At 42.1% G+C, this 22,325-nt stretch carries 15 protein-coding genes; 7 read left to right on the plus strand and 8 right to left on the minus strand.

Going from position 1 to position 22,325, the window contains the following annotated elements; genetic code table 11:
- Positions 1–190: 190 nt before the first annotated feature.
- Entirely contained in the window at positions 191–907 is a 717-nt protein-coding gene (deoD, locus tag PR725_RS11610) for a purine-nucleoside phosphorylase (protein WP_004914779.1), read from the plus strand.
- A 59-nt stretch (positions 908–966) separates the two neighbouring features.
- On the opposite strand, the gene PR725_RS11615 is transcribed toward deoD, so the two are convergent.
- Positions 967–1,461, minus strand: a complete 495-nt coding sequence (locus tag PR725_RS11615; protein ID WP_248445496.1) for a GNAT family N-acetyltransferase — start codon at positions 1,459–1,461, stop codon at positions 967–969.
- Between the two features lie 204 nt (positions 1,462–1,665).
- Here PR725_RS11615 and PR725_RS11620 point away from each other — a divergent pair, with 204 nt between their 5' ends.
- Positions 1,666–2,805, plus strand: a complete 1,140-nt coding sequence (locus PR725_RS11620; RefSeq protein ID WP_123382514.1) for a hypothetical protein — start codon at positions 1,666–1,668, stop codon at positions 2,803–2,805.
- 93 nt (positions 2,806–2,898) lie between these two features.
- On the opposite strand, the gene PR725_RS11625 is transcribed toward PR725_RS11620, so the two are convergent.
- From PR725_RS11625 to PR725_RS11645, 5 genes are all read right to left on the minus strand, one after another.
- Positions 2,899–5,688, minus strand: a complete 2,790-nt coding sequence (locus PR725_RS11625) for a M16 family metallopeptidase (protein WP_272569099.1) — start codon at positions 5,686–5,688, stop codon at positions 2,899–2,901.
- Positions 5,678–7,384, minus strand: a complete 1,707-nt coding sequence (locus tag PR725_RS11630; protein WP_196719791.1) for an ABC transporter ATP-binding protein/permease — start codon at positions 7,382–7,384, stop codon at positions 5,678–5,680. Before PR725_RS11630 ends, PR725_RS11625 begins: the two co-directional genes overlap by 11 nt.
- A 69-nt stretch (positions 7,385–7,453) precedes the next feature.
- The gene (locus PR725_RS11635) at positions 7,454–10,219 is read right to left on the minus strand and encodes a secretin and TonB N-terminal domain-containing protein (RefSeq protein WP_272569101.1); all 2,766 of its coding nucleotides are present in this window, start codon (positions 10,217–10,219) and stop codon (positions 7,454–7,456) included.
- A 117-nt stretch (positions 10,220–10,336) separates the two neighbouring features.
- Positions 10,337–11,323 carry a FecR family protein gene (locus PR725_RS11640; RefSeq protein ID WP_272569105.1) on the minus strand — a complete coding sequence of 329 codons (987 nt, stop codon included), beginning with the start codon at positions 11,321–11,323 and terminating at the stop codon, positions 10,337–10,339.
- Positions 11,323–11,859: an RNA polymerase sigma factor gene (locus PR725_RS11645; RefSeq protein ID WP_272569107.1), complete on the minus strand. Its 537-nt coding sequence runs from the start codon at positions 11,857–11,859 to the stop codon at positions 11,323–11,325. Before PR725_RS11645 ends, PR725_RS11640 begins: the two co-directional genes overlap by 1 nt.
- 179 nt (positions 11,860–12,038) lie before the next feature.
- Here PR725_RS11645 and PR725_RS11650 point away from each other — a divergent pair, with 179 nt between their 5' ends.
- Positions 12,039–12,821 (plus strand): energy transducer TonB, encoded by a 783-nt coding sequence (locus PR725_RS11650; protein ID WP_123382509.1) that lies wholly within the window; start codon positions 12,039–12,041, stop codon positions 12,819–12,821.
- Between the two features lie 26 nt (positions 12,822–12,847).
- Here PR725_RS11650 and PR725_RS11655 read toward each other — a convergent pair whose 3' ends face one another.
- Positions 12,848–13,591, minus strand: coding sequence for an AhpA/YtjB family protein (locus tag PR725_RS11655; RefSeq protein ID WP_232062763.1), 744 nt, complete (start codon positions 13,589–13,591; stop codon positions 12,848–12,850).
- A gap of 222 nt (positions 13,592–13,813) precedes the next feature.
- Between PR725_RS11655 and serB the strand changes: the two genes are divergently transcribed.
- From serB to nadR, 3 genes are all read left to right on the plus strand, one after another.
- The gene (gene serB, locus PR725_RS11660; protein WP_004914755.1) at positions 13,814–14,791 is read left to right on the plus strand and encodes a phosphoserine phosphatase; all 978 of its coding nucleotides are present in this window, start codon (positions 13,814–13,816) and stop codon (positions 14,789–14,791) included.
- 319 nt (positions 14,792–15,110) lie between these two features.
- Positions 15,111–16,496 carry a DNA repair protein RadA gene (gene radA / locus PR725_RS11665; protein ID WP_004914753.1) on the plus strand — a complete coding sequence of 462 codons (1,386 nt, stop codon included), beginning with the start codon at positions 15,111–15,113 and terminating at the stop codon, positions 16,494–16,496.
- Between the two features lie 29 nt (positions 16,497–16,525).
- The gene (nadR, locus tag PR725_RS11670; RefSeq protein WP_109911846.1) at positions 16,526–17,761 is read left to right on the plus strand and encodes a multifunctional transcriptional regulator/nicotinamide-nucleotide adenylyltransferase/ribosylnicotinamide kinase NadR; all 1,236 of its coding nucleotides are present in this window, start codon (positions 16,526–16,528) and stop codon (positions 17,759–17,761) included.
- A gap of 190 nt (positions 17,762–17,951) precedes the next feature.
- On the opposite strand, the gene ettA is transcribed toward nadR, so the two are convergent.
- Complete coding sequence (gene ettA, locus PR725_RS11675; protein WP_004914750.1) at positions 17,952–19,619, minus strand: energy-dependent translational throttle protein EttA; 1,668 nt, start codon at positions 19,617–19,619, stop codon at positions 17,952–17,954.
- Positions 19,620–20,092: 473 nt separating this feature from the next.
- Here ettA and sltY point away from each other — a divergent pair, with 473 nt between their 5' ends.
- Positions 20,093–22,006 (plus strand): murein transglycosylase, encoded by a 1,914-nt coding sequence (sltY, locus tag PR725_RS11680; protein WP_181937078.1) that lies wholly within the window; start codon positions 20,093–20,095, stop codon positions 22,004–22,006.
- The last annotated feature ends 319 nt before the right edge of the window (positions 22,007–22,325 follow it).

Consider the following 22,325-nt stretch of genomic DNA (forward strand, 5'->3'; position numbering starts at 1 on the left):
TCCTAATCACATACTTATGTATGCTCATAGGGATGATTTTCTTTGCCGCCTAGCGACAACTCAAATTATTTAGGGTAATTGTGCGCAGTTAAAGGTAATGGGCAAGGCTTTGCCGTCATCTTTTTTAAGAATAAGGTGGGGAACCACCTTATTCATTTAAAAAAATTTAATCATTTAAAGGGAAATAATCATGGCAACTCCACATATTAATGCAGAAATGGGTGATTTCGCTGATGTCGTTCTGATGCCAGGCGACCCATTACGTGCAAAATACATCGCTGAAACCTTCCTTCAGGATGTTCGCCAAGTCAATAATGTGCGTGGCATGTTAGGTTTTACAGGGACTTATAAAGGTCGTAAAATTTCTGTTATGGGTCACGGTATGGGGATCCCTTCATGTTCCATTTACGCGAAAGAACTGATCACTGACTTTGGTGTAAAAGTGATTATTCGTGTGGGTTCATGTGGCGCAGTAATGGATGACGTCAAATTGCGTGATGTTGTGATTGGTATGGGCGCTTGTACTGATTCACGTGTTAACCGTCAACGTTTTAAAGAAAATGATTTTGCAGCGATTGCAGACTATGACTTAGTCCATAATGCGGTTGAAGCGGCAAAAGCAAGAAACGTGAATGTGCGTGTGGGTAACTTGTTCTCAGCAGACCTATTTTACTCACCAGATCCTGATATGTTCAAAGTGATGGAAAAATACGGCATCCTAGGTGTTGAAATGGAAGCTGCGGGTATTTATGGTGTTGCCGCTGAGTTTGGTGCACGTGCATTAACGATTTGTACCGTTTCTGACCACATCAAAACTGGCGAACAAACAACGTCAGAAGAACGTCAAACCACGTTTAATGAGATGATTGAAATTGCACTGGACTCCGTGCTGTTAGGCGACAAATAGTCGTTAGACGTTTTCATGATGCGCTAAAATGCCACCTATTGTGTGGCATTTTTTTATCGCTATTTTTTGATCCTACTCATCATCACCGCATCAACATATTGCCCATCACGAAATGCATAATCTTTCATGCGGCCTTCTAGTTCAAAACCAAACTTTTCATACAGCCCGACGCCACTGCCATTTGCGGCGAATACTTCTAGTTCTATGCGATGGACATTCAGCCAGTTGTCACAGTAATCCACCATCACTTGCATCAGTTGTGAGCCAATACCTTTGCCTTGGTGGGCTTCACTAACGGTAATCCCGAAGGTAGCCACATGGCGGCGACGTATTTGGCTTGGTTGATGAATAACGAGTAACCCGACAACGACATCATCAATAGTGGCCACAAACTGTGTGACGAGTAGATCATTCGTGCCAATGCGCGCTTCCCATGTTTTTTCTGTTGGGTATGGCAGTTGTAAGGTGTTGGCATACGCCGAATAATCAGCGTGCATTTTAGTTATTGCAGGCACATCGTCCAATGTTGCTCTGCGGATGGTTACGTTATTCATATAGAATCTCTTTATCGTTATTTATTATATATAAGGGTATTAATTCCACTTAATTATCGTTGTGTCAATTAGATTATGCTAGATATCAATGTGTTATTTAAATATGCCACCTATGTATAGGAGTAGCGCTATCTGATATCGAATATTTATCTATTTATATATTATTTTTGAATGTAGTTATCTATTAAGAAAAGAGGAAAAATTATGGGGATTACACTCAGAAAAAATGATACAAATATAGCCAGCGGTGACACATTGGCTATGATGATTCAAAAAAAAGGAAATAAAGATAATATTAGTAAAAAGTCAAAAAACTTAATTGTTAATGAAATAAAAAGGTTAATACAAGCTAATTCAGAAGAAAGTTTAAAGTTGCTGAATGAAGGAAGATTATCTTTAACAAGTATAGGTTCTGATAAAATTAAATGTAAACTTAGAAAATATTTTCCGAATGATATTCGTAAAGTAAATAATAATCCTATTACCATGGAGGCTAAATATATAGACGACAATATTAAAACATCACGAGTTGAAGTAGTGAAAAAATTAACACCTAGGACTATTGAAAAAAAATCAGAGGAAAAAGTTAATAACAATATTGAAGTGGTGGATAAAAAGTTAAACAATCAGGATATAGAAGAAACAGACCCAATCAATATAGATGTAGAGTTACAGTTGAAAATAGCCCTTGCAACTAATTCATCTATCAAAGAGGTGAAGCAGTATGTGAAGTTGTATTTATCAGAAAAAGAAGTAGAGGAAGATGAGACTCAAGAATGCTTAAAACACATTGATAAATTAAATAAAAATCAAGGGAGCTATATCGTTAAGGAAACGATTGAAAATGTGCTTAAAAACATCTCATCCAATGAAAAAGACCCTAAATGGATAAGTCGTGTTTTTATTGAACGACTAAAATGCGAACTTAATAGAACTGAGCACCATACTCATGATAAGGCTACATCAACGACCGATTTGAGAAATCTAGAGGTTGATAATATTCTAAATGAAATTCGCTTGAACGATGAAAGAAAATTAACAACTCCTATGGAATTAAAGAAAATCATTAATGAGGCTGTTGAGAGAAGATATTTATCTGAAATAAATTTAGTTGAAGTTAAATCTTTATTGCGAAAAATGAAAAGAGATGAAATCTCAGAAGTTTACTCATCGGCCATAGGTTATTTGAAGTATGGCATAAACTTTCCTGTTGGAAGTAATGATGAGAAAAAAATTAATAAGATCATTCATGAGATAGAAAATCCAAGTGTTAAGCACAGAATTTTAAATTTCTTTATTGATATGAAATTTAAAATTTTAAGGATATATAATAATTTATTTTAAATAGATTGGAATGAGAGAGTTATATTAAAAACGTCAATCTTAGAAAGAATGGCTAACAGCTGTTTGATAGCCATTCTTTTATTTATTAGAAAATTAAGGCGTCATCATAAACACTTTTGAATTCTGCCCTAAATACTGACGAGCCAAGCGGTTAATATCCTCAACCGTGAGTTGCCGAATAATATCTTGTTCTTGATTTAAACGCTGATATTGCCCATCATCTGCAGCAATCTGTGCCAAAGCTTCGGTCCAATAGCTTGAGCTATCCGTCACTTGTGAATTTTCAGTGAGCCAAATATTTTTTGCTTCAGTTAACTCTTTTTCACTCACACCTGTTTGACGAATTTGCCCAATCGTTTTTTGGGCGATTTGCGTCATTTCTTCAGCGCGCTCAGGTGATGTGGTGAAATTCAAGCGAGAGAGGTAATAAGGTTGCGGTTTTTTCGCTAACATCTGTGAAAAACCTAATACATAGATCCCGCTGGCTTTTTCACGTAATTCGCCGCGCAGACGTTGGCTCACAATGGTATCAATAAGTTGAATTGCTAAGCTATCTTGTTGGCTCCATACGGCGGGTGAGGCGAATTGAATGCTGACCATGCTTTTATCACTGCTACTGATGGGATATGTTTTATTAAAGCTGGCCATTTTTGGTATGATCCCTTGGTCACGAGATACCAGTTTTTGATTACTTTGCGGCAGTGATGCAACCCATTGCTCTAACAGCGGTTTTAGCTCACGGCTATTCATTGCACCTGTAATGACCAGTGTCATATCTGCTGTTGACGTGAGTAATTGGCGGTTGGCTTGCTGCAACTGTTGAGCAGTAAATTGTTGCCAGCTACCCTGTGGATTGATCACTAAAAGTTCACCATGGGTATAGCTTTCTTTATTGATATTATCAAGGAACGTGCGCTCTACGGGAGTTTTGGATAAGTTTAAAGCAAAAGATTGTTTTTGTTGCTCTAACTTTTCGCCACTAAATTGAGGCGCTGTTAGCTTCAAGTTGAGTAGTTGTAGAGCCGTTTCGAGGTTATCGACAGGGGTTTTTCCCCGAAAACCATGCGTGAGTAATTCACTGTATGGGCGAACGCTAATTTGGTTTTGTTTTGCCAGTAAAGCCAGATCACGAGCGCTGTAATTCCCATAACCGCTGCTTTCAGGAAGTTTCAATGCCCAATCGGTTAAACCTGCCGTTTGTTGTGTTTCTAACGAGCGGCCACCCGGTAATTGCAAGTTAAATTGAATGTCATCTTTCAGATTTTTATCTGTTTTAACAATTACCTGAATACCATTGCTTAATGTCCAACGCTCTGTTTTTTCAACCGGTAGCTTAGATTGCTCAACAATATCCCCTTTGGGAACTTGAGGTAGCTGTAGTTGAATCGCTTTGGAGCGCAGCGTAAATGGCCCGGGTGTACTTTGGCGTATTTTAAGCCATTGTTGATTAAATGCGGACTTATCCATTGTCGCGGCATCTGTATCCGGTCCAATTAATGCTAAACGCGGGGAGGCGGTTTGTAGGAATTTAGCGACATGTTGTTGTAAATCCTGCGGTTTGACAGACTTTATCAATTGGTAGCTGTTATCTAACTGCTGGCGCTTATTCCACATCGGCATGTCGTATTCAAGTGCCGTAGTGAGTTGCCCCGCTAAATATTCATTGCTATAACGTTGTTCTGAAGCGGCTTGCTGGCTAAATTTTTTCAGCATGGCTTGCTTTGCAGAATCCAGTTCTTCTTGGGTAACCGGCTCAGTAGCAAGGCGTTGTAGCTCTGTAAATAAAATCTCAGTCGCACCTTGGTAATCATTGCCTTTAGGGTGGATGATCATCAACTGTTGTAAGCGCTGGTTATCTAACATTGCTCCTTGTTCATTGATACTAATGGATGGCAAAATGCCGTTATCCACCATGACGGAGAAACGCTGGTTTAAAATGGCTAACCAGAGGTTATCGAGTAAATCTTCGGACTGCCCTAAGCGCGTATTTAGCGGTGCGCTAACATCCTTTTGTAAGGCAAATTGCACATAACGCGCCCCTTGCTCTTTATCAAACACGCCTTGCACTAACATATTGGTTGAGTGGGCAAATTGTTTCCATTGCGGGTTATCTTCTGCCACTTTTTCGGGTTTAGGGAGCGCAAATAAATTATCAACCTGATTGCGTACTGATGAACTATTGAAATCACCAATAATTAATAGTGACATTCGCTGAGGTTGATACCATGTTTGGTAATAGCTTTTCGCTTGCTCAATCGGGGCATTGCGTACCACATCTAATGAACCAATCGGGTTGCGATCGACATATCGGCTACCGTGGTAGCGTAATTTTTCTAAACTATCGTTGATGCGATAGCCCATTCCTTGGCGTAAACGCCACTCTTCAACAATGACAGGACGCTCTTTTTCAAAGGCGTCTTGGTCAAATGTCATATTTGATGCCCAATCAGCCATCACTTGTAAGCCCGTGGCGACTTGTGCTGTCGTGGCTTCAGGGAGTGATAATTTATATAGTGTGGAATTTAAACTGGTGATCGCATTAACATGGCTACCGAGTTTAAGCCCTTGGTGTTCAAGCTGTTTGAACCCCGTGGTTCCCGGAAAATGTTTGGTGCCTTTAAACGCCATATGTTCAGTAAAGTGCGCGAGACCAAGTTGCTGTTCATTTTCTTGCAATGAACCGCTACTGACCAACAAACGCAGTTCAACTCCAGGTTGATTGCGTTGTAGAAGGTAAACTTGCAGTCCATTTTCGAGTTGATAGTGTTGCAGGTCACCGCGTACGGGCAACAGCGAGGTTGCATTTTGACTCACAGATGTGCTGCCTGCGCAGCCACCGAGCAGAATGCTTACCAGTGTGGCGAAGGTAATTTTACGAAGCATATTCAGGTGTTCCTGTATTTAAGGATTTTTCACTCGCAGGTTCAACGAGCAATATTTGTTGTTCCGCAAATTGAGCAACGAAGCTCTGATGGCTAACCAAAATAATGGCACTGTCATGTAACTCAGCTTTCAATAGAGCGAGGAGTTCTAATGCGCTGTTTTCATCAAGGGCAGAGGTGGTTTCATCCAATAACAGTAGTTTTGGTCGGTTGAGCAATAAACGCGCAAACATAATGCGCTGCTGTTCTCCACCAGATAGGCGGTTGTTCCAATCAGTTTCGAGTGCGAGTTGGTGATGCAGCTTTTCTAACCCGACTAACATCAATGCATATTGAAAATCTTGCTGACTAAATTGGGATGTCGCTTTGGGATAAGCCAATAAGCTATCAAGCCGACTAATTGGTAAATAGAGGCGTTGTGGGATCCACATAACTTTTTCTGTTCGGCTGATAGTGCCGTTGAAGAAAGGCCAATGCCCACTTAGCGTGCGTAATAAGGTGGACTTACCAACACCAGAACGGCCACGAATCAAGGTTAATTCGCCTTGTTTGGCGGTTATATTCACGGAATTAATTAAGCAGCGGTTGTCTGCGGTAGAAACGGATAATTTAGCGATCAGAGGTGGCGATTTTTCGTCGATAGTAACCACCGCTTTGTTATCGTTTTCCAATAAAACCACAAAGTTGTATAAACGGGAGACTGTGGCTTGCCATGCGGCGATTTCTTTATAGGCAAAAATAAACCAGCCGAGTGAAGTGGCAACACTGGTAAAGGCTTGGCGCAATTGCATTAAGCCACCCAACATGATTTCACCCGCAAGGAATTTAGGTAATGCGAGTAATACAGGCGCTAAGGCGGTAACTTGTTGGTAACCCACTGTGTAGAAAGAGAGGTTCCGCTCACAACGGATCAAGCGGTTCCAGTTGCTAATAATTTCACCAAAGCGCCCCATCAGTTCTTTTCTATCTTGAGTTTCACCACGCTGCCCTGCGATGGCATCACCGTGTTGGCGGCAATTAATTAATGAGCTACGGTAATCCGCTTCGCGGCGTTGTTTATCCATATGCAAACGGCGAAGTGGGAAACCAATCCATTGGGTAAGTGCAATACCAATGAGGGTATAAATAATACAAGCCCAGAACATATACCCAGGAATGGTCCAGTCGCTATCGGCAAAGTTAAACGACAGGCTACCGGAAAGTGTCCAAAGGATGGTCGCAAATGAAATCAGAGTTAACATTGAGTGGAGGAATGTCACCACTAAATTTAATGTCGATTCAATCAGTAAACGAATATCTTCGGCAATACGTTGGTCTGGGTTATCTGGCTCTTGTGATGTCAGCCTTAATAGGTAATGTTTGCTATTTGGGGATAACCAACGGCTAAGTACTTGCTCCGTCATGCCTTTGCGCCAGCGGATAATCAGCATTTGTTTTAGGTAATTACCCATAACAACGACAAAAATTAGCCCGCTGACTAAAATCACAAAGTATTGCAATAAGCCATACAGCGCTTGGCCGTCGAGTTTTTGTAGGGCGTTATAAAAATCCCCATTCCACATGTTCATTTTGACGTTGAACCAAACTGAGGACAACGTGAGCCCGAGTGAGGCAAACAGCAGTATCCAGCACAAAAGGGCAGCACGCTGCCCCCAAAAAGGTTTTACTAAATAGAAAAATTGTTTCAGTGTCTTCATGACGTTTTGTTCATTTGTTGTTTTATTTTAATGGCTTATATTTTTTAAATTGCTCACATTGCTGGTGGATTACAGGTCGTAATTGACTTGTAACCAGAACTGACGGCCCGGGTCGTAGGACTTCAATACTCGGTCTTCAAAGACAAAGCGGTCAGCAACATTTTTATTGTTAAGGATATTGTTCACTTCGACTGAGAAGCCAAAACCGTGAGCGAATTCAGGTTTCCAGCCTAGGCGAGTATCCCACGTATATTTACTGGAGAAATGCTGCTTGGTGTACTTACGAACTTGTCCATATTCAGGGTCGACTGCGTAGGCGTTATCGTAGCGAACTGCTTGGTCTCGAGCTCCCCACCATTGTAGGCGGTTGTACCAAGTTAGGTCATAATCATCCCAAACACTGGTCAGTTCTAAGTTAAATTTGAACGGAGAGTTAAAGCTGGTTGAAGGCAATTTTGATGCATCAATAATTTTGCCGTCATACCAAACTTTGTTTAGATTGACTTTATTGGCTGGGTCAAATGAGTTATAACCTGAATCTTTCGGGGTATTACTTTCACTTTGCTGCCATGTAAGTGATGCTGTCATTACATGGGAAGCATCTGCCCACTCCCAAGGTTGGCTGTTATTAACTGAAAGGGTTACGGTGTCGTGTGAGCTACGGCCGCCATTGTCGTACATCCGAATGCTACGTTTATCGGCATCACGAGTGTCATATTTGGTACGAGTTCTGACTTCGTCATACCCTTCACGGTGTACGTATTGTAGACGCCATGTGGTTGAAAGGATTTCTTGTTGCAGAGCAACAGTAAGCTCATCATTATATGGCGTTTTTAGTGAATCTATGCCTTCGTAATCTTTTTGGTTATCCCAATCGTTTAAATTTGGATCTAATGAACAGCCCCAATTACAGTTTTGCATACCTGCATTTTGTGCACCATATAAGGCATAGGTTAGCATTGAACGGCCATAATAACGGTTAGCACCAGCGATCAATAACGTTGAGTTGTCGCCAAAAATGTCATATGAACCAGAAAGTCGAGGGGCAATATTTGTGCGACTCACAAAGTCATCACGATCTAAACGAATACCTGGACGTAGTGTTAATTTGCCATATTGTAAGTTGTCATCAAGAAATAATGCGTAGTTAGTGTAATCTGCAGAGTGCTTACCTGCTTGGAACCGAGTGACATTGGTAAGTTGGCCATTCCAATAATCATTTTTGTCAATGACGCCTGAATAGTTATAACGATAAAAATCACTATCTCGTTTATATGTCCCTTTAGTATAGCTGAGCTCACTACCAATAGTCGGTTTATGCGTAATACCTAACCCATCTTCCATTGAGGTGAATCTCATAACTGCTTTTGCTGTTTGGCTATTTTGTTCAGAGATTAAATCACCTTGTCCACCACTACGTAGGTATTTCCGGTTATCCCAGTTATAGTCAGAGTCCATTGCAAGAACTTCGACATAATAATTTTGGTCATTGACCCGTTCATCTTTTAGTTGCTGAGTACTTGCTGTTAGCTCTAACTGACCAACTTCAAATTGGTGTTTGAAAACGCCTGTAAAACCTAAACCTTTATGTGTACTGTCATAGCCTGAATTCATGATAGTGGAAGTAAATAAGCGGCTATCATAATCAGCATAGTTTGCAGAAAGATCTAAGGAGCTTTTATCAGAGAGATCAATGGTATATTTCAAAAAGTAGTTATCAGAAATCCTTTTTTGATCTTTTTTTCCAGTTAGACCATCCGTCATTTCCAATTCACCATCACCATTGATCATTGCGGCGCCATCATTGGCGAGCGTCATCGGGATAGTCGAACTACGACGTGAGGCCGAGAATACGAGCCCTGAATTTTCACTCACCCCTAATTCAAACCAGCCACCAAAGTCATTTTTATCGTAGCGGTTTTGAAAGCGAGCAGGGTTGGCGGTATCATTTTTTGTGGTATCAATACCTTGTGTGGAGTCATGGAACAAGTTGTTCCAACCGGAGCGAGTTAAGCGGTAATAGGCATGGGCGCTATTTTCCCCTTGCCAGCGACGGCTATTGACTTCAACGGTTCCCCCTGTAAACCCACCAAATTCGACAGGAATGTTATTGTCATACACTGTCATGCTGTCGATCAGACGGCTATCGATGTAGATCCCTTGGTCGCTACTGCTCAGACGGGTCGCTGTTTCACCGAGACCACTGTCTGCGGGGTCAAAATCATTATTAAAACTAACACCATCAAGGCGATAAGCATTTTGATAGCTGCTTGAGCCGTGGATTGAGATGCGGGAAGGCTTGATTTCTCCTTGGTTCATCGAGTTGCTGTCATTGTTAGCAAATTGGACAGCAGGGTTAGTTTTCATTAAATCGGTGATATTGCCATCACCGGTATTTTTCTGGCTAATCTCTTCAGACGTCACATATTGCGGTGCTGACATAACATCTGTTGCGGGGTGATTCTGAACAACGCCAGAGACTTGAGTTTCCGGTAATACCAATGTGCCTTGGCTTAAATTTTGCTGACGAATAACGAAAACACCATTTTCATTGACTAACTCTAAGCCGCTACCGATGAGTATTTTTTGTAATGCGGTTTGTGCGGAGTAGTTACCAGACAAGGCAGGTGCTCGTAAGCCATTTAACTGACCTTTATCATAAATCAATTGAATTTGACCTTGGCGGCTAATTTCAGCCACTGAGGCAGCCAGTGATTGTTCTGGTAATGAAAAATTAATTTCTTGCGCGAAGGCAGTTTGACAAACAATGGCGCTACTCACTGCAATAGCAAGGGCGAGCGGCCTTAATCGGCTTTGAGTAAACTGAATAGACATGGTTATCCCTTATTCTTAAGCTGCACAAAAAGTGTGCGAAAATAGGTCAGCAAAATGATGACTAGTTAAGAAGAGGGTGAAATGAGAATTATCCTCACCTGCAAATAAAAATATTTTTTATTTATTTTTTTTATTTTGAATAATCAATACGTTATTTTTATCTCGATAGACGACTTGTACCGGAAGTAATGAAGGAAGGGCTTGAAAAAACTGTTCTGGCTGATGGGTATTGATGCGACCTGAGATTTTACTCTTCGCTAATTGAGCGGGAGAAAGCTCGATATTTATCGATGAATAGTTTTTAAGTTCGTCGAGGACTTCTGAAAGTGGTTTATCAACAAAAACAAATTCACCAAAACGCCAACGAGCCACATCTAGCGGGTTGATGTGTTGGCGAGCGATTGGGCTGTTCGGCGATTGACTGACCGCACTGTCACCAGCAAGTAGGAAAACGGGTTGTTTGCTTGCGGCATCTTCAAAGCTGACAATGCCTTGGCTGACATTCACAGCAACTTGCTGAGCCACTTTGTTAACTTCAAATTTGGTTCCTACCACTTGAATACGCCGGTTATCAGCTTGAACAATAAAAGGCCGATAAGGGTTGGATTTGACTTTAAAGTAAACATTTCCCTGTTCTAGGTACAGATTACGCACTGGAGTTTCATAGGCGACATGAATACGGGTATTGCGGTTAAGAAACAGCTGAGAACCATCGGGTAATGTGACTTCTTTAGGCGTATCCGTTGCTACTAAAGTCATATTATTGAGTAACATCGCAGGCAAGTGGCTGTAAGGCAAAAACAAAATAGCTGCAATAAAAAATGCCGCTAAAGTGTTGCCCAAAGGGCGCCATAAGCGAAAAAAAGGGCGTTTTTCCTTCGGAAGTATTGTGCTAGCAGGGCGCGGCATATCATCAAAATCGCGCCATAGCTCAGCAATGGCATCATACGCTTTTGCATGTTCAGGTGATGCTGCAACCCATTGTTTGAATTGCTCAGTTTCAAGAGCACTAATGCGTTGGCTATGCATGCGGGTAAACCACAGCGCGGCTTCTTCATCAATGCGGCTTTCATCATCTGATGTTTGCAAAGAGTCGTGTGTCATTACGAATTATTGCCCTGATTATCAAGGTGTTTTTTACAGTGAACAAGTGCTGCTGCAATATGTTTTTCCACCATACTGATTGAAATTTCCATTCGCTCAGCAATCTCGCTTTGAGATAAGCCATCAAAACGATACAGCAAAAATGCTTCTCGTCGACGGGGGGGTAACGTTTCAAGTGCTTCGCTCAGCCGTTGGATCCGTTGCTGATGTTCCAAGATTTCACTGGGATCAGCTTGGCTCTGTTCAAAATGTGGCTCATGAGTAATGTCATCAATGGATGTCTCTGATTTAGTTTGGCGTTGGTTTCGTCGCCAATGGTCAATCAAAACATGATTCGCAATTTTAAACAGATAAGCGCGGCTCTCTTTTACAGGCGTTTGTTCTTTACGGTTTAGCCATAGTGTAAACACATCCTGTGATAAATCATCAGCATCGTTGCTGTTATCTAGCCGATTGCGGAAAAAGCGCACAAGTTGGCTATATGTTGACTGATACGCACCGCTAATTTTACGGGCAAGAGATTTATCAATAGTCATTTTACTGGTGTTAATGTCATAAAAGAGCACAGTTGTGCTGATTAATAATCTGCTCAGATTACTTTATTATTTAAATCAATAATTTATTTTAATAATTGTGTTTTTACTAATAATAATGAATATCATTTTTGTTTGTATTATGCCTATAATCTGCAAAAAATAAAGTCGTGAGGCAGAATATGAGCAGTATGACGGGTCAGTTAGAGCGCCCGATTTTCCGTCCACTAGGCGGTTTGGTTTTAAGTTGTCTTTTCCATGGAACACTGGCAATCATTTTTATTGGATGGTTTACCTCTTCAATTCCTAAGACCGGGGTATTACCACCAGCAATCTCGTTGCAGCTGGGTGTTTATCAGCTTGAACAGCAGGCTGAGCCTGAAATCAATCATGCCCCTAAACAACAAATGACGACACGTGAGGAATCATTACCTGAAGTCATTGAAAAGGTGGATAAATTACCTGAAACTGCGATTGTAGATAATGGCACATTGACGAAAGTCAGTGAGAAAAAACGACCACCGAAAAAGAAAATTCCACAAGAGAAAAAAGTCATCGACGAAGCACCTGTTACCACCCAGGAGTCGACGGTCACTTCCGCCCCTGCATCAGGGAGCGAATCCAGTAGCAGTGCGAATTTTTCCAGTAATGCGTCTGCGGCAGTGAGTGGGCACCAAGGTTGGCAAAGTGAGGTTCATCAGCGGATAGCTAAAACCAAACGCTATCCGCGTGCTGCACTGCGTTACCGCTCAACAGGGGTTTCTCATATAAAAGTAGTTTTGGATAGTCGGGGTCAAGTGATTGCCGCCAGTTTATTGAATTCATCCGGTACGAAAATATTGGATAAAGAAGCGTTGGCGACAATTTCACGTGCTGCGCCTTTTCCTACCCCGCCAGAAACATTGCTAGTCGATGGTCGGGTCGAGTTTATTGCGCCAATCGTGTTCGACACAACTTCTATTTAAATTTAACTCAATAGCCCTTTTTAGGGCTATTTATCAGATGAATTTGGCTTATTTTTTGAGGCAGGCCGTTTAGGGCGATAAGGTCGAGGTTCTTTCTTTCGTTTCAAACGTGCTGGTTTAGTAGCTGGCGTTCCTTTGTTCTCTTGCTTGCCATCTTCATTACTGTTGTCATCTCCATTATCATCTTGATTTTCCTCTGTATTAATGACTAACGGAGGGGCTTGTTTGTGACCTTTCTTTTTCTTTAAACGCAGTAATGTATTTGCTAAAACGAAACCAATACACAAGGAGAGTAGAATAAAAATTCGTAATACATTGGTACTGTTATCTGCTTGTTGAATTTCGGCTGAAAGGAGCTCTGTATCAATCGTCAAGCGTAAATAGCCTTTTGGCTCTTTTGTTCCTTGAATGGGAACAACAAGCTGGTATTGAAAGTTTTGTAGTGATGAGCTGTCATCTATCGCGAGACGTTCTTTTACCGTGGTAGGTTCACCAACTTGAGTGACCAATGTGCCGCTAGCGGTATAGATACTGGCATCTAAAATATACCTATCTTTCACCACGTTATTTAAATTGGCATTAATGCGCTCTAAGTTAAAATCTTTACTGCCTGGAACAATATAATCAGATAAGCTGAAGGCGACTTGTTCAGCAAGAACATAGGTCAATTGTTTAAATTGCTCAATTCTGCCTTGGTTTTGGCTATTTCCTAAATAAGAAATACCATGCATCAGTAAGGTTACCAGCGCAATGCAGATAACGATAATCACTGTTTTGTGGAGCCTAAAGGTAAGTTTCATTGCTTTATTGGTGCTCTCGACTTATTTTGAGTATAAAAATGTCGTTATACTTCAGGTAGTATGGGATTATCTTCAGTTTTAGCAGTAAACACATAAGGTCACAAAGCCTTAAAATTGAGTATAGTGGCTTCGTTCGGCTGCTCGCAACTTATCATTATAAAAAAGTTTTTTCGATTACAGGAGCTAATTTTCATGTCAACGAGTTTGACCTATTGTTATCTACCCGACGAAATCCAAAAATGGCCGGGGTTGCCATTGTCGTTAAGTGGTGAAGAAGTGATGCCATTGGATTATCGTGCAGGTGACAGTGGGTGGTTACTATATGGCCGTGGCTTAGATAAAGCGCGGATCAGTAATTTCCAACAGCGATTAGGGATCGCTATCGTAATTGTCTCCTCGTGGCGTATTGATGACTACCAAGTGGTCAGAATTGCCGGGAGTATTACACCGCGAATTAAAAAACTTGCTGACGAATGTTTATTAGATGTGGTGCCATTAGGGCAAATACCACGTTTGCGTTCACCTGGCCTATTACTGATGGATATGGACTCGACAGCCATTCAGATTGAATGTATCGATGAAATTGCTCGCTTAGCAGGGGTGGGAGAGCAGGTTGCAGAAGTGACCGAGCGAGCCATGTTAGGGGAACTCGATTTTACCGAAAGTTTACGAGCAAGAGTCAGCTTACTTGAAGGCGCTGATGCCGCTATTCTTGATCAAGTGATGGAAACATTGCCTTTAATGCCAGGCTTAACGAATCTCGTACGTAAGTTACAAGCAATGAATTGGCACATTGCGATAGCATCCGGTGGTTTTACTTTCTTTGCTAATAACTTGCAACAGCGATTGAAACTTGTGGCGGCGGTTGCTAATCAACTTGAAGTCAAAAATGGCAAGTTAACGGGCAAAGTTAAAGGCCCAATTGTAGATGCGAAATATAAAGCGCAAACCTTGGTTAAATTGGCTGAAAAACTGGAAATTCCCATTGAACAAACGGTGGCGATTGGTGATGGGGCAAATGACCTGAAGATGATCCGTAAAGCGGGGCTGGGTATTGCGTATCATGCGAAACCAAAGGTGTACGCAAGGGCGAAGGTCGCTATTCGTCATGCAGATCTGATGGGGGTGATGTGTGTGTTGAGCGGGGGCCTCAAACACGAAGAACGCTAAATATTCTTCATATTTCGTGCTGTGGCGGTGTTGGCTGCACTCGGCTGCTTGGGTCACATACTTGTGTATGCTCCCCAAGACATCCTCTTTTGCCGCCTAGCCACAACCCGAACTATTTTGAATATTGATATCGATATTTTATGGTTTGTGCTGTGGCAGTGTTGGCTGCACTTAATCACCCTAGTCACATACTGATGTATGCTCCTAGGGATAACTAAGCTTGCCGCCTACCTACAATATCGAACTATTTAGCGTATAGGGTTGAAATGTTATAAAAATAAGAAATAAGAACAAAATTGAATTTTAAGAGGAGTTTGCTGTGGCAAAAGGGGTTAAAAGGGCGTTTGTCTGTAATGATTGCGGGGCAGATTATCCGCGTTGGCAAGGGCAATGTAGTGCGTGCCATGCATGGAATACCATTACGGAAGTGCGTCTGGCCTCAACAAGCTCTTCATCGCGTACTGACCGCTTAACGGGCTATGCAGGAAATGCGGCTGGGGTCAGTAAGGTTCAGAAATTATCTGAAATCAGCCTCGAAGAACTGCCTCGTTTTACTACAGGATTTAAAGAGTTTGACCGCGTGCTCGGTGGCGGAGTCGTACCTGGGAGTGCCATCCTCATTGGGGGGAACCCCGGAGCGGGTAAAAGTACCTTATTGTTGCAAACCATGTGTTTGTTGTCCCGTGAAATGAAAACTCTGTATGTCACAGGAGAAGAGTCTCTTCAACAAGTGGCGATGCGAGCGCACCGCTTAGGGCTACCGACCGACTCACTCAATATGCTGTCAGAAACCAGTATTGAGCAAATTTGCTTAACTGCGGAGCAAGAGCAGCCCAAATTGATGGTGATTGACTCTATCCAAGTGATGCATATGGCGGATATCCAATCTTCCCCGGGCAGTGTGGCACAAGTTAGGGAAACCGCGGCTTATCTTACCCGTTTTGCGAAAACCCGTGGTGTGGCCATCATTATGGTCGGTCACGTCACCAAAGATGGCTCATTGGCAGGCCCTAAAGTCCTCGAACACTGTATTGATTGCTCTATTATGCTAGATGGCGATGCGGATAACCGCTTCCGTACTTTGCGTAGTCATAAGAACCGTTTCGGAGCAGTCAATGAATTAGGTGTGTTTGCCATGACAGAACAAGGGCTTAAAGAAGTCAGTAACCCCTCAGCAATCTTCTTAAGCCGTGGTGATGAAATCACATCAGGTAGTTCGGTAATGGTAGTTTGGGAGGGGACAAGACCGCTGCTGGTGGAAATCCAAGCGCTTGTCGACCATTCTATGATGTCGAATCCACGGCGTGTTGCGGTCGGGCTTGAACAAAACCGTTTAGCCATTTTATTGGCCGTATTACACCGCCACGGTGGTTTGCAAATGTCAGACCAAGACGTTTTTGTTAACGTCGTGGGGGGCGTTAAAGTCACCGAAACCAGTGCTGACTTAGCACTATTGCTGTCCCTTGTTTCTAGTTTTCGTGATCGTCCGTTACCTAGAGACCTTGTGGTATTTGGTGAAGTTGGGCTGGCAGGGGAAATTCGTCCAGTTCCAAGTGGGCAAGAACGTATCTCTGAAGCAGCAAAACATGGTTTTAAACGCGCTATTGTCCCTCATGCGAATATGCCCAAAAAATCACCTCCGGACATGAAAGTGTATGGCGTGAAGAAATTAGCAGACGCATTAAGTATTTTGGATGAATTATAAGCTTTTAATTTAGGGTAAAAGGAAAATACATGGCTGAATTTGACTATCTTAAAAACGCAATTAAACGAGCGGGTTACACGCTCCAGCAAGTTGCGGATGCGACAGATATGACCAAAGGCTATCTCAGCCAGTTGATTAACGACAAAATTAAAAGCCCTAGCGCACAAAAAATTGCGGCTCTTCATCGCTTTTTAGGTCTTGAATACCCCAACCAGCAAAAAACGATTGGTGTGGTGTTCGGCAAATTTTATCCATTACATACTGGGCATATTTATTTGATTCAACGGGCGTGCAGCCAAGTGGATGAGCTTCATGTCATTCTCTGCCACGATGAACCCCGTGATAAGGACTTGTTTATTAACAGTTCTATGTCTCAACAGCCCACAGTAAGCGACCGTTTACGGTGGTTATTACAAACCTTTAAATATCAAAAAAATATTCATATTCACTCATTTGATGAAAATGGCATAGAGCCGTATCCACACGGTTGGGAAGTGTGGAGTGATGGAATGAAAGGCTTTTTGAAAAAGCATAATATTAACCCAAGTTTTATTTATTCAGGGGAAGCGAATGACGCTCCGCGCTATAAAAAATATTTAGGTATCGAAACCATTTTGATTGACCCTGAACGTACGTTTATGAATATTAGCGGTAACCAAATTCGTCAGGCGCCGTTTCGTTATTGGGAATATATCCCAACGGAAGTTAAACCCTTCTTTGTGCGTAAAGTGGCGATTTTAGGCGGTGAATCGAGTGGTAAGTCTACGTTAGTCAATAAGTTAGCGAATATTTTCAATACATCCAGCGCATGGGAATATGGCCGTGACTATGTGTTTAGCCACTTAGGTGGTGATGAGATGGCATTGCAATATTCTGACTACGACAAAATCGCCTTAGGACACGCTCAATATATTGATTTTGCAGTAAAATATGCTAATAAAGTCGCATTTATTGATACCGACTTTGTCACGACTCAAGCCTTTTGTTTGCGCTATGAAGGCAAAGAGCATCCATTTGTTCAGGCATTGATAGACGAATACCGATTCGATTTAGTCATAGTTTTAGAGAATAACACTCCTTGGGTAGCTGATGGTTTAAGAAGCTTGGGGAGTGATAAAGACCGGAAAGCGTTCCAAGGCTTACTCATTGAAATGCTGAAGAAAAACAATATTGAATTTGTGCGTGTAGAATCCTCAGATTATGACACACGCTTCTTAGAGTGTGTCACCCTTGTTCAGCAGTTACTGATGTTGGATGACTTATAAATAAAGTCACCCAATAAAAAACGGCATCGAATGATGCCGTTTTTTATTCTATCTATATGATATCGATCCCTTAAATAATTTGAATTATAGGTAGGCGGCAAGAGAGTGAGTCCCTAGGAGCACACACCAGTATGTGACTAGGGCTCACGAGCGCAGCCAACACCGCTATAATTCTAAATTATGACAGGGATTATTTGGTCATACGCTTATACTTCATACGATGTGGCTGCAACGCTTCCGCGCCTAACGTCCGTTTTTTGTAATCTTCATATTCAGAGAAGTTACCTTCGAAGAACGTAATATTACCTTCGTCTTGGTAATCAATAATATGGGTTGCAATACGGTCAAGGAACCAACGGTCATGGGAAATAACCATGGCACAGCCTGGGAACTCTAACAGGGCGTTTTCCAGCGCACGTAAAGTTTCAACGTCGAGGTCGTTGGTTGGTTCATCGAGTAACAGGACGTTACCGCCCACTTGCAGTAATTTAGCTAAGTGTAAACGGCCGCGTTCACCACCTGATAACTCACCAACACGTTTACCTTGGTCCACGCCTTTAAAGTTAAAACGACCCACATAGGCACGGCTTGGAATTTCAAAGTTACCAATACGCATGATATCTTGGCCGTTAGAAATTTCTTCCCAGACAGTTTTGCTGTCATCCATCGCATCACGGAACTGGTCAACAGAGGCAATTTTTACGGTATCACCTAACGTGATTGAGCCGGAATCCGGTTGCTCTTGGCCTGAAATCATACGGAACAGGGTGGATTTACCCGCACCGTTAGGGCCGATAATCCCGACTATTGCCCCTTTCGGGATTGAGAAATTCAGGTTATCAATCAGAACGCGGTCACCATAAGATTTACTTAGGTTTTCAACCTCGATAACTTTATCCCCTAAACGCGGTCCAGGTGGAATAAACAGTTCGCTAGTTTCGTTACGTTTTTGATATTCAACGCTATTGAGTTCTTCAAAGCGAGCCAAACGCGCTTTACCTTTAGCTTGACGGCCTTTTGGATTTTGGCGGATCCACTCAAGTTCTTTTTCGATAGACTTACGGCGAGCGGCTTCTGTAGAGGCTTCTTGCGCCAAACGCTCATCTTTTTGCTCAAGCCAAGAAGAGTAGTTACCTTCCCAAGGAATACCTTCACCACGGTCAAGTTCGAGGATCCAACCCGCAACGTTATCTAAGAAGTAACGGTCATGCGTGATAGCCACAACAGTCCCTTCGTAATCGTGTAAGAAACGCTCTAACCAAGCAACAGACTCAGCATCTAAGTGGTTGGTTGGCTCATCGAGCAGTAGCATATCGGGTTTTTCGAGTAGTAAGCGGCAAATTGCCACACGACGGCGTTCACCCCCAGAGAGGTTTTCGATTTTAGCATCCCAAGCGGGTAGGCGCAGTGCATCCGCCGCACGCTCTAATTGGTTATCTAAATTATGGCCATCTTGTGCGGAAATAATCGCTTCTAACTCGCCTTGCTCTTTCGCGAGTTTATCGAAATCTGCACCTTCTTCCGCGTAAGCTGCATAAACTTCATCTAAACGAGTTAATGCATTTTTGACTTCGCTAACCGCTTCTTCAACGGCTTCACGGACAGTATGTTCAAGATTTAACTTAGGTTCTTGCGGAAGATAGCCGATTTTCAAACCAGGTTGTGGACGTGCTTCGCCTTCGATATCGGTATCAATACCTGCCATAATACGCAGTAATGTTGATTTACCTGCACCATTAAGACCTAAAACACCGATCTTAGCCCCCGGAAAGAAGCTCAGAGAGATATTTTTTAAAATATGACGTTTCGGTGGAACAATTTTTCCAACCCGATACATACTATAAACGTATTGAGCCAATTTATTTACCTTTTGATTTATAAAGGGAATTTTAATTTTCTGTTTCTATGCAGTAGGAATACATGACCTACTGCGATTGGATAAACAACAATAAATATTTTGGTATGAACTATACCTGATTGCGTATGTGATGGTCTAGGCTATCTGCGTTAACTCGAGAGTAAAAACCTAATAAATATAAAGTAAAAGACTGTAAAGTCGAAAAATTCAAGAACTCTCCGCTGTTACTAAATAAAAACTTTCGGTAGCATTCATAGTATTGATATATGTTTAATATACCCGTAATCCTTCAAGTTGCAGCGCTTTTCGTTGAGGTGTAAGTGACAGCACTAGGCTAGCCGAGTTACATAGTTTATCTATGCTCCCCCGTCTATCTTCGCTTGTCGCCTACCTGCAACTCGAATTATTTGGGGTATATATAGGTTAAGGTTTTCCTGTATTTTGACTTTAGTTTAGCGATGGAGCGAGTGAATATGAAAGGTTGGTTATCGGCAGTACCTGTAACAATGTTGCTGGTTTCCAGCACAGTATGGGCGGATTCCTTACAGGCACAGCGGGAGCGTTATCAAGCAATTAAGGTTGCATGGGATGCCAATAAAATGGATGAAGTCGAGCGCTTGCTGCCGACCTTGCATGATTATCCACTTTACCCTTATCTCGCTTATCGTGAGCTAACTCAAGACTTAGATATTGTATCACCTCGCCAAGTTCAGGAGTTTATTAATACTTACCCGACGCTACCCGTTGCTAAAAACTTAAAAACTCGATTTGTGAATGAGTTAGCCCGTCGTCAAGAGTGGAAATCATTGCTGGAGTTTAGCCCTGAAGCCCCAAAACCTGCAGAAGCACAATGTAATTTTTATTTTGCTAATTGGGCTGTGGGAAATAAACAAGTTGCATGGCAAGGGGCAGAAAAAGCCTGGTTAAATGGCCGTTCAATGCCGAGTGCTTGTGATAAGTTATTTAATGAATGGGAAAAAGAGGGTTATTTAACCCCTGAAATGACTCTTGAGCGCATTAATTTAGCCATAAAAGAGGGTAATACTTCGATTGCGAGTTATTTAGCTAAACGTTTACCAGCAAGTTATAAAACGATTGGTGATGCGTTAGTGAAATTACAAAATGACCCAGCCTCAGTTGTGACATTCGCCAAAACGATGACGCCAACGGATTTTACTCGCCAAGCTACCATCGCGGCTTTTAGTCGTTATGCACGTCAATCCCCTGATGCGGCTCGTACGGTACTTAATAGCATAAGTTCTGCACAAAAAATGAACATGGCAGAAAAGCAATTACTTAAAGACAGTATTGCTTGGCAATATATGGGAGATGTGACCCCTGAACAGGCTCAATGGCGTGATGAGACCATTCAAGAAAGCAATTCATCTTCATTGAGAGAGCGTCGTGTTCGTTTGGCATTAGGGGCTGGCGATAAGAAAGGTGTCGCTTCATGGTTAAATCGCTTGCCAGCGGAAGTGAAAAATAAAGAAGAGTGGCAATATTGGCAGGCCATCACGTTAATTGATGCAGGTAAAAAAGCAGAAGGTGAGACGTTACTTCGCCAATTAACTGAAAAACGCGGTTTCTACCCAATGGTTGCAGCACAAGTTTTAGAAGTAGATTACCCTGTATACGTTAAAACGGCTGTTAAACCAGACTCAAGCGTCAGTCAACTCCCAGAAGTTCAGCGAGTTAGAGAGTTAATGTATTGGGAGCTAGACAACCTTGCTCGTTCTGAATGGGTGAGTTTAGTGGCATCGCTACCTGCCAACCAGCAAGAGCAATTAGCGCGTTATGCGTTTGATAATAAGTGGGCGGATCTCAGCGTGCAGGCGACTATCACTGCTAAACTTTGGGATCACCTAGAAGAACGTTTCCCATTAGCGTGGGATAAAGAATTCAATTTATATACCAAATCGAAAGATATTCAAAAGAGCTATGCAATGGCAATCGCTCGCCAAGAAAGTGCGTGGAATCCACAAGCTCGCTCACCTGTCGGAGCGACAGGTTTGATGCAATTGATGCCAGCAACAGCAAAACATACCGCGCAAAAACAAGGTATTAACTACGTAAATGCTAGTCAATTAACTAATCCTACGACCAATATTGAGCTGGGAACAGCATATTTGGAAGATGTTTATCAGCAGTTTGGTAATAACCGCATTTTAGCCAGTGCGGCTTATAATGCAGGCCCATCTCGTGTGACTCGTTGGTTAGGTAATAGTGGTGGGCGTATTGATGCGGTCGCCTTTGTGGAAAGTATTCCGTTCTCAGAAACTCGCGGCTATGTGAAAAACGTGTTGTCATATGACTTATTCTATCGGCACTTTATGGGGCAGAAAAATAGTAAGGTGTTGCTTTCTAATGAGTGGAATATGAAATACTAATTCGCGTCATCCTTCGCACTGTAGCGGTGTTGGCTGCACTCGCTAGCCCTAGTCACATACTTATGTCTGCTCCTAGGGCCTAGCTCTTTTGCCGCCTTGCTACAGCACGAATGCTTTAGCGTGTTGGTGGGTATGGGAAATGTTTATTTCTAACTTTCCACATCGGTCGATTAGATATTATTCAAACTATCTAAAGCGTTATTAGCTAACTAAATGAAATTTGGTTATTTTTTGTATTATTGAAGCTTGAAAAGCGTTTGGTTGATGATTTCTAATAAGAGTGTGTTATTATTTGTACTAGTTAAATAGTATGGGTGGA

It is taken from the genome of Providencia sp. PROV255 (genome assembly GCF_028478065.1).
GTDB classification, from domain to species: Bacteria; Pseudomonadota; Gammaproteobacteria; order Enterobacterales; family Enterobacteriaceae; genus Providencia; species Providencia rettgeri.